Below are 12,836 nucleotides of genomic sequence, written 5' to 3' on the forward strand. Positions count from 1 at the left end.
AAGTGAATAGCAACAAGTTCATTGGCATTTCTTGAGCTCTCTAAGTCATTGATTTGCTATTCACAGGTTGCAAACGAACTTCTCGCGAAGCACTTAGACCTGTAAATGCTTGCCTAAAGCAACCAGAACAGATTAGAAAGATGACTGCCGGCTCAAAAGCATCTGTTTTAAGCAACGATGAAGATTTACCATTACGAAGCATGGAATTTGACCATAAATATGAATAAATCATTGTTTATGCGGAATTTTTCATGCATGCATCGAATGCTAACATTCGTGATGACTCTGACTTTCCGCCATTTTACAAAATAGCGGGAATTTTAGTCAGTTTTCTTAATATCAATGAACGAGGCTAATTCAAGCCGATAATTCGCTTTTGCCAGGTTTGAACTGATCTATATTAGTGTTCTTTTGCATTTTGTTGCAGTGGGGTGTTGATGCTGAACTTCCCGCCCAAACTTTGGATACGCTCCTTTGAAGAGCACGGCATCGATGGTGGCAAGAAGGTCAAAGGGCACAAGCGTCATATCGTTGTGGACATCCTGGGCAATTTATTGTTTGTCATGGTGTATGCTGCTAACCTCAAAGACACGAAAAGTGCCGGTGAGGCATTTGAGCGAGCGGTTGATAAATGGCCCTCATTGACCGATGCAGGTTATTGCGGCACCGCGGTAACGTTCTACACTGAAAAATTGAACAAGCTTTTACATGCCCCCAAAAAAATAAAGGATGGCTGGGCGGTTCTGCGGTAACGTTGGGTTGTTGGACGCATTTTTTCATGGATCGGTAATTTTTGCCGTCTCTACAAAGATGCCGAGATCCTCACGGCCACCTCCGAAACCATGATTCGTATCGTCATGTTTAAAATAACGTTTGCAAAATGCGTTTAATGTTTTGCCAGGCGGCTTCTTATTGCCATAAAACTGCTAAGCCAATAATATCTAAGCCAATAATAAGTGCATGTGCAAAATAAACCCGGCATTTTTTAGAACGCCTTGTGAAAGGTGGTAATAAAAACAATAGCATGCCTGAAATTTCTGGCTGGATAAATATGCATAGGTACTTATGAGGTATCCTATTTGTTAATAGGGAACATCCGATGTCAGGTCGAAATAAAAGAAAACTCGGAATAAACCAAAACAGACTGCTGTTTCTTTTGGCGTTGTTTTTAATGCCTGCACTCGTTCATGCTCACACAGGCAGTATCGTCATGAACGGTTGGTCTAATGGCTTCAATCATCCCTTGCACGGATGGGATCATCTCCTGACCATGCTAGCGGTAGGTATTTGGGCGGCGCAACTGAGTGGGCGAGCTGTCTGGCAACTCCCGCTCGCCTTTGTCGGTGTGATGAGTCTCGGCGGCCTCGCTGGTTTGATGAACATACACGTGCCGGGAGTGGAAATGATGATTCTGCTCTCTGTAGCCGTTTTCGGTGTGTTGATCGTCCGAAGAATCCGTTTCCGCGCAACCGTGAGTTTACTCATCGTCGTGTTTTTCGCCTTTTTTCATGGCTACGCGCACGGGCAGGAAATGCCGGCTTCGGCCAGTCTCGTCTCCTTCGCTTTAGGCTTCATGCTGGCGACGCTTCTGTTGCACGGTGCGGGCATATTGACTGCACGCCTAATGGTTTTAATGTTTGCTTTTTTTCTTGGCAGCAGCGTTCATGCCCAGGAAAAAGATAATGCCATGGCTGATGCCAATGAATCTGCCGTAGAAGCTAAATCGAAAACCCGCAAAAAAGAGAGCATAGAACTTGATGAAATAGTCGTTACGGAGCGCGCCGATTCGCAAATCGGCATTGCCGACAGTGCCTCGCAAGGCAACGTGGGGCAAGCTCAACTTAAATATCGGCCGATAACCCGGCCCGCCGAAGTCTTGGAGACCGTCCCCGGCCTGATCGCGACCCAGCACAGCGGCGAAGGCAAAGCCAATCAATATTTCCTGCGGGGATTTAACCTCGACCATGGCACCGATTTTCTGACCCAGATTGAAGGCGTGCCGGTTAACCAGTTATCCCATTCGCATGGGCAAGGTTGGACCGATACCAACTTCCTCATTCCCGAGTTAATAGAAACGCTGAAATACAAAAAAGGCAACTATTATGCTGAAAACGGCGATTTCTCCAGTACCGGTTCCGCCAACATCCACTACTTAAAAGACCTGCCTCAACATCTTCTCAAGTTTACCGGCGGCAGCTTTGATTACTACCGGGGGTTGGCGGCGGGCTCTCAAAAGCTGGGCGGCGGCCATTTGTTGTATGCCGGAGAAACCGTGCACAATAACGGCCCCTGGACCGTGGGCAATGACTATTTGAAATTTAACGGCCTCTTGCGTTATAGCCAGGAGCATGCCGATCGCGGATGGAGCCTCACCGGCATGGCGACTCACTCCGACTGGCGGTCCACCGACCAAATCGCCAAACGCGCGGTAGACCGGGGGACTATTGGCCGATTTGATGCCCTTGACCCCACCGACGGCGGCAATAGCCAGCGTTACAGCTTTACGGGCGAATGGCACCGCCAGGACGACCGCAGTGAAACCAAGTTAATGGCTTACGGCATCTATTCCACACTGAATTTGTTCTCAAATTTTACTTTCTTTTTGGATGACAATGAATCCAATAATCCGAAAGGTTGTAGTGGCTTACCCTCAACCCCGGGTGAAAAATTTGATCCCGTTATTTTTAATACCTGTGGCGACCAGTTTGGGCAGCCTGATGATCGCTGGACGACGGGTTTCAAAGGCAGCCACACCTTGTTCCACAAATTGGGCGCTGCCGACTCGGAAACGACATTTGGCTTACAGCTACGTAACGACAACATCCAAAACGGGTTAACCAGGACGCACGCCCAAAGACAATACGCGGTGACCCGTCAAGACACCCTCTGGGTCACCAGCATCAGTCCCTATATGGAAAATAAAACACAATGGAATCACTGGCTGCGTACCAGCGCCGGCGTACGCTTCGATGGCATTCGCTTCGATGTCAGCCAAAGCAATATCCGTCAAAACACCGGGGAACGCTATGATGGTTTGGTAAGCCCAAAACTCGGCATTATCTTCGGTCCTTGGGCGGAAACGGAATTTTATCTCAACGGCGGTCTAGGCTATCACAGCAACGATGCCCGCGGCATCAACACCCGCATTGACCCGACCAGTGGCATAGCAGTCGATCGTGCGTCTCCCCTGGTACGTACTTATGGCGCGGAAATCGGTGCACGTTCCACCTGGGTGAAGGGATTACAAAGCACCTTGTCACTCTGGTGGCTGGATATCGATTCGGAGCTGTTATTTGTCGGAGACGCGGGAACCACCGAGGCCAGCCGCCCGAGCCGCCGCTACGGACTTGAATTCGCTAACTACTACTCCCCCGCCGACTGGATCACCTTCGATGCCGATGTAAGCGCCTCCCATGCGCGTTTCCGTAACACCGAACCGGGCATCGGCAATCACATACCGAATTCGATAGAAACGGTGATCGCCGCCGGAACGACATTTCATGATGTCTACGGCGGTTTTTTTGGCGGCCCCCGGCTGCGCTATTTCGGGCCGCGCGCGCTGGACGAAAGCGGCGACCGACGTTCGGGAGCCACCCTGCTGGTCTCAGCCATGCTCGGTTATGAGGTAACTAAAAACCTGAGCTTTCAGGCGGAAGTATTCAACCTGCTGAATCGGAAGGATGATGGCATTACCTATTTCTACACATCGCGATTGCCCGGTGAAAGGAATGCCGGAGTTGACGATTTCTACTTTCACCCCGTCGAGCCACTGAGCTTCCGCTTAGGCTTTACTGCGAAATTTTAAGGTTTTCCCGAAACCTCACAGACCGCTTTCTGGCGGCTTAAAGCGCCCGCTACCGTAATGAGACGGTGTAGGGATTATCGATAGCCGCATTCATGCAGCAAGGGGGGCGGCCCTCAGGCTCAATTGCCCGCCACTACGGCCTTTCAACTCGGCATGGATGCCGGCCATGATGGACAAGGCGATTTCTTCGGGCGTTTCGGCGCCGATATCCAGTCCGACCGGACCGAATACCCGGCCGTTGAGGGGTTCGGCGGCGTTTTCCAGACTTTCCAACAAGCGCTCACGGCGCGGTGCCGGACCCAGCAGGCCGATGAACGGAATACACGTGCCGGCAAGCGCTGCAAGAAAACGCCGGTCATGGTCGAAATTATGCGTCATCAACACGGCAGCACTGAACCGATTCCATTCCGGAAGATTCTCCAGCGTTTGCGGCAACAGATGCAGCGTAGCGTCGGCTTGCGGAAAACGCACCTTACTGACATAGCCGGGCCGACAATCGGCCACGGTGACTCGCCATCCGAGGGCCTTAGCGCATTTAACCAGTGGGATCGCATCGGCTCCGGCACCCAGCACCAGCAATTGCGAAGGTGGTTGCAACGGATCGTAAAAAACCTTGACCAGATGATCCCCGATCCGTAGCGCTTCGAGGCGCGTTTTTTGTTGCGATGCCGGTTTCACATCACATGCCGCAGGAAAAGACTCAGCTTGCCGATCGGTCGAGTCTGGCAGGAACAAATTCCTGGCAATGGGAAAATCGGGGTGGGAGGACTCTATGACGGTCACCAAAATACCCGAACCTTCGGCCTCATCGACCGCGGCAATGTGGTTTAGCGGGCTAAAACCGCCTTCCGCCGTCAATAATTGCAAAAATATCCTCACCGCGCCGTTGCAGCCGAGTCCTAGCCCCCAAATCGCATCGGCGGGCGAGCGCATGTCATAAAACACGGTCTTGGCGTTACCGGTTTCGAATACCGACCGCGCATGCTCGATCAGGTCCAGTTCGAAACAGCCGCCGCCGAGCAGGCCGGTCAATTCGCCGTCCGGGGCGATCAGCATTTTGGCGCCGGCTTTTTGGTAGGTCGAGCCGAAGGTTTCTATGATGGTCGCCAGCACGAGCAAGTCGGTTTGCAGTGACGCCTCCCGGTAAGCGGCCAGCAGATGATGGTTTTTCGTCATGCTAGCTCCAGCTCAAATCGGTTCTGGACAACGGCAACTGCCGCACCCGGATGCCGGTGGCCGCGAAGATCGCATTGCAGACGGCCGGCGCCAAAGGCGGCAGCGCCGGTTCGCCGAGACCGGTCACCGGGTAATCGGTTTTCAGGAAATGCACATCGACTCGGGTCGGCGCATCGCCGATCCTTATCATCGGATAATCGCCGAAATTGCTCTGCACGATGCGGCCCTTGTCGATATCCAGCTCCTGAAACATCAAGGCTCCCAGGCCGTCGATCACCGAACCCTGCACCTGGTTTTCCGCGCCGCTCAGATTCACGATTTGCGCGCCGATGTCGGTCGAGACGACCACGCGATCGACCTTCAGCTTGCCGTCCTTCGACACGTTCACCTCGGCTACCTGCGCGATATAGCCGCGATGGCTGAAATGGAAGGCGATGCCCTGCCCCTGGCCGCGAGGAAAGGTTTTCTTGCCCCAGTCGGCTTTTTCGGCCACATGTTGCAGCACATGCTTCATCCGGTTTACATCGTAGGGAATGCCCTGCTCGCCGGTGCCCGGAAGAAAGCCCTTGTCGCCGAGGATTTCGAGCCGGAACGCCAAGGGGTCGCGGCCGGCCGCATGCGCCAGTTCGTCGATGAAGCTGTGGAACACCCAGGCCAAGACATTGCTGCGCGGCGCCCGCCACGGCCCCATCGGAATGCCGCATGCGAGCGGCGTTTGCTCGATCCGGCAGTTTTCGACCCAACGCCCTGGAAACTCGTCGCCGGACAGATTGGCGCCGCTGCCCACTTCCAGCTTCGGCTGGCCGTCCTTGAACACGATGTGCTCAAAGGTCACGAAATGATCATGCCAGGCGATCAGCTTGCCACTCGTGTCCACGCCGCCGCGCAAGAAGTGAAACCCGCCGGCGCGGTACTGGTCGTGTTGCAGGTCGTCCTCGCGCGTCCAGGTCAGCTTGACAGGCCCCTTGAGCCGCTGGGAGATCGCCACCGCCTCGATCAGATAGTCGGGAATCAGCCGTCGGCCGAAACCGCCGCCACTGCGAGTGATGTGCAGGGTGATTTTTTCCTTCGGGATGCCGAGCACTTCGGTCACGATCTTCTGGCCGGCCTCGGGGTTCTGGGTCGGCGCCCAGATTTCGACGGCGCCGTCTTTATACCAGGCGGTCGCGTTCTGCGGCTCGATGCTCGCATGCGAGATGAAGGGGTAGCTGTAGGCTGCCTCGACCGTCTTCGCGGATTTATCCAGGGCGCTGGCCACGTTGCCGTCATTGCGCAGCACCTCGCCGCCCGGCTGTTTCGCCAAGGCATCGGCCTTGGCCGCGAAGCCCTTCCAACTTTCCGCCGCGGTCTTGCCTTCGTCCCAGACGACTTTCAGGCGTTTACGCGCACTGAAGGCGGCCCAGGTCGAATCGGCGACGATCGCGACGCCGGGCAGCAGGCCTTTCAGGTTGCTGGTGCCCTCGATCACGAATACGGCGCGCACGCCGGGCAAGGCCTTGACTTCGTCGAGGTTTGCGCTGACGACCTTGCCGGCGAAAACCGGCGACTTGACGTAGGTCGCATAGAGCAAGCCGGGCAGGCTCACGTCGATGCCGAACAAGGGCTTGCCGGTGACGACGGCGGGATTGTCGACGCCGCCGATACGCGTACCCAGCAGCTTGAAATCACGCGGGTCCTTCAGGCGCACTTCGCCCGCGGCCGGAACCGGCAAGGTCGCGGCCTTGGCGGCCAGCTTGCCGTAACCGAGGCTACGCCCAGTGGCCGGATGATGCACGGCGCTGTCCTTGGCCAGCAGTTGATCGGCAGGAAGCTTCCAGGTCAGCGCCGCGGCCTGGATCAGCATCGTGCGCGCGGTCGCGCCGAGACGATGGAATTCCTCGTAATTGGTCGGCGTCGAGCGCGAACCGCCGGCGCTTTGGCTGCCGTAGATCGGGTCGAGATCGCCCTGCACGATCACCACGTCCTTCCAGTCCACTTCCAGTTCCTCGGCGATCACCATCGGCAGCGAGGTCTTGATGCCCTGGCCGATCTCCGGCTGCTTGCTGACCAGCGTGACCGTGCCGTTCGGCGCGATACGGATGAACGCATTGGGCTTGAACTCGGCCAAGGCCTGTGCCCTGGAAGGCTTGGCGACCCGTTTCGCGGCGCTATCCGCCGCATTGACATAAAACCCCAGCACCAGGCCGCCTCCGGCCAATGCGGAGGTGCGCAGAAAGTCGCGGCGAGATGGATTTTTCGGCGCATTCGCACTCATGCGTTCCTCCCGGCCGCGATTTCGGCGGCGCGGTGAATGCCCGCGCGAATCCTGAGATACGTCCCGCAGCGGCAAAGGTTGCCTTCCAGCGCCGCATCGATTTCCTGATCGGACGGCTGCGGCGATTTTTTCAGCAGCGCCACGGCGGTCATGATCTGACCGGCCTGACAATAGCCGCACTGCGGCACGTCGAGTTCCTGCCAGGCTTGTTGCAGGGGATGGTCGCCATGCTTGGACAAGCCTTCGATCGTGATGATCTTGTTTTTTCCGACGCTGGAAACCGGGATCTGGCAGGCCCGCGTCGGCACCCCGTCCAGATGCACGGTACAGGCCCCGCACTGGCCGATGCCGCAGCCGAATTTGGTGCCGACCAGATGCAGATGATCCCGCAATACCCACAACAGGGGCGTGTCGTCGGCGACGTCTACCGTTTTCGGTACGTTGTTTACGTTGAGTGTGTATTGACTCATGATGCGATATGACTCCTGAGGCGAAAATTCCTGGCTCGTTTTGCGTTGAGCATGACTTATGAACCTCGGAAAGTTATGCAGAATTTGTACCGGATAGCGTTGGTACCGGTAAAGCCGATTGATTCGGTTAAACGAGGAGTAAAAAAGCACTGTCGATATCGGCAAGCTGTTGCCTTACAAACATCGCCTGCTCACCGGCTGTTGATTTTTCAACAACCTCATCAGAATGCCCCGGATTCCACTATGCTGCATCTAGGCGACTTGCTAGCCCATCACACGAGCGGGACGGGATATACATCCCGTCCCAAAGGTTTGTAGTGGCTTTTAAGTCGCTTGAAACCGTCTGGACGGGTTTGCAAAACCCGTCCGGCAGAGGAAGCAAGGCAACTCATGAAGCCATTGTCCAACCTGCATTACTTCTTCGCGGTCGCCCCCTTATGTTGCCATGAAAACAGGCCGCCAGCAGACGCTGTTTTCAGGACAACATCCAGCGATCAGCAATTCTCTTCAACCTCATGATTCCCCCACGATTTTATTCGGCACGATTAATGCTGACCATTATGGCTGGAGCCCTGCTCCTCAAATCCTTTTTTGTTTAACCATACGATAAGAAAAAAATGAATAAAAAAAGTAGCTTTCTTGCCGGCCTGATCGTTCTGACCGCCAACGTATCCTGCGCAGAACAACCTCCTAAAGAAGCCCCCAAGCCTCCGTTGGGCTTTTTCGTAACCAGCAGCGGCATCGGCAAGGGCGCGGACCTGGGCGGACTGGCGGGTGCCGACGCCCATTGCCAGAAACTGGCCGGCGCTGTCGGCGCCGGCAACCGGAACTGGCGCGCCTATTTGAGCACGCAGGCTGACGGCGACCAGCCCGCCGTCAACGCCCGCGACCGTATCGGCAAGGGGCCCTGGGCCAATGCCAACGGCGCCATCGTGGCCAACGACATAGCCCACCTGCACGGCGACACGGTGGAACTCGGCCAGCTAGGCAACAACGTGCACCGGCGGACGACGCTGACCGAAAAGGGCGAGCCGATCCAGGGCGTGGGCGAAACTCCCAACCAGCATGACATCATCACCGGCTCGAAGCCCGACGGCAGGGCTTACACCGATGCGGCCGACCATACCTGCAAGAACTATACGAGCAACGGCGAAGGCACCGTCCGGGTCGGTCACTCCGACCGCACTAACCGGGGAGCGACGGGCGGCAACGTGTCCTGGAACTCGACTCATGACAGTAAAGGCTGCAGCCAGGCCAACCTGGTCAGCACCGGCGGCGCCGGCTACTTCTATTGCTTTGCGGCTGACTGATCCTCGTAGATCGAGCATATTTTTCATGCCCGACTTTTTGAAGTCGTGAAATGCCAGTGCCATTATTAGGCTCAGCTTTTGGCATCTCAATCGGTTCCGGCATTCGGGCTGCATGAGCGACAAGAGCCGGGAACGCAGGACTGTAGATGTGCTGAACGAAGTGAAGCGCATCGTTCGCGATTGATGGGCTTCGTACCTCAGCCCATCCTATCTTGCTAAGGGCATCACTATTTTTAAGCTTGAAAAAGTCGGGCATAAAAAGCATGCCCGACCTACTGCTGATTTATAGGCAGCTTATGCTTCCGGTCTGCTGATTTTTCAACAAGATCGATCCTTCGATAGCCTTCACCTGCGCCAAATAACCGCCAAACGACAGACAATAAGGCCCAATCCCCAGCTTGGTATGTAATTTGCGTATATTAAGATACAAGCTTTTTCAACTCAGGCTCAATCACAACGGATCGTTCAAGCCCTCTTCATGTGGATCGTTCAAATTGCCCTCCGCCGCCCCTATACCTTCGTGGTGGCGGCCCTGCTGATTCTTTTGTCCACGCCTTATGTCTTGCGCAAGATGCCGACCGACATTTTTCCGGCCATCGACATTCCGGTCGTCGCGATGCTGTGGCAATACAACGGTATGCCCGCGAAAGAAATCGCCGAGCGGCTGACCGGCTCGGTCGAGCGGTCGATGAGCCTGATCGACGGCATCGAGCACAGCGAGTCGCTGTCTTACGCCGGCGCGGCGGTAATCAAGGTGTTCTTCCATCCGGACAACGACATCCGGACCGCGATCGCGCAGGTGATGTCCAGCAGCAACTCGGTCTATCGCTCGTTGCCGACCAATGTCGCGCCGCCGCAGGTGATCCAGTATTCGGCCTCAGACCTGCCCTTGGTGCAGCTCGGCATTTCGAGCAGCACGGTGCCGGAAACCGAGGTAAACGATCTGACCAACAACATCGTCCGTACCGAGTTGCAATCCAAACGCGGCGTTGCGGTGACCAATCCGTTCGGCTCGAAGAGCCGGCAAATCACCGTCGATACCGACGTGCCGGCCCTGCTGGCTCGCGGGCTAACGCCGACCGACTTGTCGGATGCGCTGGCCGAGCAGAACCTGATCCTGCCGACCGGCACGATCAAGATCGGCTCGACCGAATACGACGTGACATTGAACGGCGCAATCGCGGCGATTCCACGTCTCGGCGAGCTTCCGGTGCGTACCGATCACGGCGCGACGACCCTGATCCGCGATGTCGCGATCGTCCGCGACGGCCCCGCGCCGACCACGACGATCGCCCGCCAGAACGGCGAGCGCGGCATCCTGAACTCGATTTTCAAGATCGGCAATGTTTCCACGCTGGACGTGGTCGAGCACGTCCGCCAGTCGATTCCGAAGATGCTGGAGCTGATGCCGGAAGGCATCAACATGCGACTGATGTTCGACCAGTCGCTGTTCGTGAAGGCGGCGATCGGCAACGTACTGCACGAGGCGCTGATCGCCGCCGCGCTGACCGCCGCGATGCTGCTGCTATTTCTCGGCAACTGGCGCACCACCTGCATCATCGCGGTCTCGATTCCGCTGGCGATCATGTGTTCGTTGATCGCGCTGTATCTGATCGGCGAAACGATCAACCTGATGACGATGGGCGGGCTGGCGCTGGCGGTCGGCATCCTGGTCGACGACGCTACCGTCGAGATCGAGAACATCGAACGGCAGATGCTGCTGGGCAAAAATCCGCAGCAGGCGATTCTGGACGGCGCCGCCGAAATCGCGATGCCGGCCTTCGTCTCGACCCTGTGTATCTGCATTGTGTTCGTGCCGATGTTCTTCCTGACCGGCGTCGCGCGCAGCCTGTTCGTGCCGATGGCCGAGGCGGTGGTGTTCGCGATGCTGGCGTCCTATATCCTGTCGCGCACGCTGGTGCCGACCCTGGTGATGTATGTGATGGCAGGCCATCACGGCCGCCTGGACGTGCAGCCGGGCAATGCGCTGGCGCGCGCTTTCAAGAGTCTGCACCATGCCTTCGAGCACGGTTTCGAAATCTTCCGCGGCCATTACGTGGTGCTGTCCAGCCACCTGCTGAACCATAGGCGGCGTTACGGCACGGCGACTCTGGGCTTCTGCCTGTTGTCTCTGGGCCTTACGCCGCTATTGGGCCGGGACCTGTTTCCGGCGGTGGATGCCGGCCAGATCAGGCTGCACGTGCGCGCGGCATCGGGCACCCGGATCGAGGAGATGCCGCAGCAAATCGACGCGGTGGAGGCCTTCATCCGCAAAAGTATCCCGAGCCAGGAACTCAGCGACATGCTGGACATCATCGGCGGCCCGTACAGCACCCGTAACACGCTGTTCGGCAACTCCGGCACCGTCGAGACCGCCGACACCGAGATCATGATTTCACTGACGCCGGGCCGGCATGCGCCCAGCGCCGACTACATCAAGGCTCTGCGCGCGAAGTTGCCGCGCCGCTTCCCCGCTCTGGAATTCTTCTTCCAGCCGGCCGACCAGGTCAGCCAGACGCTGAACTTCGGCGTGCCGGCGCCGATCGACGTGCAGTTCATCGGCGGCAAGCCTGACGACGTGATACCGCAGGTGCGGATGTTTCAGAACCGGCTGCGCCAAATCCCCGGCATCGTCGATGCGCATGTTTACCAGCGCATGAACCGCCCAGCCCTCGATTTGGAAATGAACCGCCAGCAACTGCAACAGCTCGGCCTGTCGCCGCGTGACGTGGCGCAAAACCTGCTGCTGACCCTGAGCGGCAGTATGCAGACCGCGCCCTCCTACTGGTTGAATCCGAACAACGGCAACACCGTCAACATCGGCGTGATGGGCAATCCCTTGACGCTGGACAGCCTGGACGCTCTGCTGCGCACCCCGGTCGGCGGCGGCAGCGACGGCCAGCCGCAACTGCTCGGCAATCTGGTCAAACTGAAACGCTCGCAACTGCCGGCCATGGTGACCCATTACAACTCGAACAATGTCTTCAATATCTACGCCAGCGTCGAGGGACGCGACCTCGGCTCGATCAGCAACGACATCGACAAACTGATCGAAGAAAGCCGCGCCGCCCTGCCACGCGGCGTCGAATTGACGGTGCGCGGCCAGATCGAAACGCTGAACGGCTCCTTCATCGGCCTGGCCTCCGGTCTCGCGGTCGCTATCGTTCTGCTGTATCTGTTGCTGGTCGTTAACTTCCAGTCCTGGCTCGACCCGCTGATCATTATCAGCGCCTTGCCGGCGGCCCTGGCCGGCATCGCCTGGACTTTATACCTGACCGGCACGACGCTGAGCATACCGGCCTTGACCGGCAGCATCATGGCGATGGGGGTAGTGACCGCCAATAGCATCCTGCTGGTGTCGTTCGCCCGCAGCCGGCTGAGCGCCGGGGTGCCGACGACGACGGCCGCCCTGGAAGCCGCCGCGACCCGGCTGCGGCCGGTGCTGATGACCGCCTTCGCGATGATCGTCGGCATGCTGCCGATGGCGATCGGCTGGGGCGAAGGCGCCGAGCAGAATGCGCCCCTGGGCCGGGCTGTGATCGGCGGCCTGACCTTTGCGACCGCCTCGACGCTGCTGTTCGTGCCGATCGTTTTCGTCGCGATGCATCAATGGCTGCAATCTGTCCATCCGAAACACATACCCATTTAACCTTATGACACCAGCACATCCACGAAGCATGCAGTAAACAGAAAGCGGGACGGAGTTTTAACTCCGTCCCCATCGTTTTGACGATGCCGATAGTTTGAAACATCGGTAAAACCTTGCGGACGGGGCAATATGCCCCGTCCGGCGAACCCATCAAAATCACCCACCAGGAAAT

Annotated in this window: 7 protein-coding genes; 4 read left to right on the plus strand and 3 right to left on the minus strand. The window is 57.2% G+C overall.

The window, feature by feature from the left end; genetic code table 11:
* Window positions 1–437: 437 nt before the first annotated feature.
* Together U2W12_RS02160 and U2W12_RS02165 are read left to right on the plus strand one after the other, a co-directional pair.
* Window positions 438–752: a transposase gene (locus U2W12_RS02160; protein ID WP_326499029.1), complete on the plus strand. Its 315-nt coding sequence runs from the start codon at window positions 438–440 to the stop codon at window positions 750–752.
* Window positions 753–1,099: 347 nt separating this feature from the next.
* Complete coding sequence (locus U2W12_RS02165; RefSeq protein ID WP_326499030.1) at window positions 1,100–3,805, plus strand: TonB-dependent receptor; 2,706 nt, start codon at window positions 1,100–1,102, stop codon at window positions 3,803–3,805.
* A 90-nt stretch (window positions 3,806–3,895) separates the two neighbouring features.
* Here U2W12_RS02165 and U2W12_RS02170 read toward each other — a convergent pair whose 3' ends face one another.
* The 3 genes from U2W12_RS02170 to U2W12_RS02180 are packed head-to-tail and all read right to left on the minus strand — an operon-like array spanning window position 3,896 to window position 7,705.
* Window positions 3,896–4,981 (minus strand): XdhC family protein, encoded by a 1,086-nt coding sequence (locus U2W12_RS02170; protein ID WP_326499031.1) that lies wholly within the window; start codon window positions 4,979–4,981, stop codon window positions 3,896–3,898.
* Between the two features lies 1 nt (window position 4,982).
* On the minus strand, window positions 4,983–7,235 hold the full coding sequence (locus U2W12_RS02175; protein ID WP_326499032.1) for a molybdopterin cofactor-binding domain-containing protein: 2,253 nt from the start codon (window positions 7,233–7,235) through the stop codon (window positions 4,983–4,985).
* A complete protein-coding gene (locus tag U2W12_RS02180) occupies window positions 7,232–7,705 on the minus strand; it encodes a (2Fe-2S)-binding protein (RefSeq protein ID WP_326499033.1) in 474 nt (157 codons plus the stop codon). Before U2W12_RS02180 ends, U2W12_RS02175 begins: the two co-directional genes overlap by 4 nt.
* A 617-nt stretch (window positions 7,706–8,322) precedes the next feature.
* Between U2W12_RS02180 and U2W12_RS02185 the strand changes: the two genes are divergently transcribed.
* Entirely contained in the window at window positions 8,323–9,015 is a 693-nt protein-coding gene (locus U2W12_RS02185; RefSeq protein WP_326499034.1) for a lectin, read from the plus strand.
* Between the two features lie 478 nt (window positions 9,016–9,493).
* Window positions 9,494–12,664, plus strand: coding sequence for an efflux RND transporter permease subunit (locus U2W12_RS02190; RefSeq protein ID WP_326499035.1), 3,171 nt, complete (start codon window positions 9,494–9,496; stop codon window positions 12,662–12,664).
* The last annotated feature ends 172 nt before the right edge of the window (window positions 12,665–12,836 follow it).

The sequence above is a fragment of the Methylomicrobium sp. Wu6 genome, from assembly GCF_035916875.1.
Lineage (GTDB): Bacteria > Pseudomonadota > Gammaproteobacteria > Methylococcales > Methylomonadaceae > Methylomicrobium.

Excerpts from the sequence above, each read along its gene's own strand:
- U2W12_RS02160 (WP_326499029.1), top strand. The coding sequence starts at position 438 with ATGCTGAACTTCCCGCCCAAACTTTGGATACGCTCCTTTGAAGAGCAC.
- U2W12_RS02165 (WP_326499030.1), top strand. The coding sequence starts at position 1,100 with ATGTCAGGTCGAAATAAAAGAAAACTCGGAATAAACCAAAACAGACTG.
- U2W12_RS02170 (WP_326499031.1), bottom strand. The coding sequence starts at position 4,981 with ATGACGAAAAACCATCATCTGCTGGCCGCTTACCGGGAGGCGTCACTG.
- U2W12_RS02175 (WP_326499032.1), bottom strand. The coding sequence starts at position 7,235 with ATGAGTGCGAATGCGCCGAAAAATCCATCTCGCCGCGACTTTCTGCGC.
- U2W12_RS02180 (WP_326499033.1), bottom strand. The coding sequence starts at position 7,705 with ATGAGTCAATACACACTCAACGTAAACAACGTACCGAAAACGGTAGAC.
- U2W12_RS02185 (WP_326499034.1), top strand. The coding sequence starts at position 8,323 with ATGAATAAAAAAAGTAGCTTTCTTGCCGGCCTGATCGTTCTGACCGCC.
- U2W12_RS02190 (WP_326499035.1), top strand. The coding sequence starts at position 9,494 with ATGTGGATCGTTCAAATTGCCCTCCGCCGCCCCTATACCTTCGTGGTG.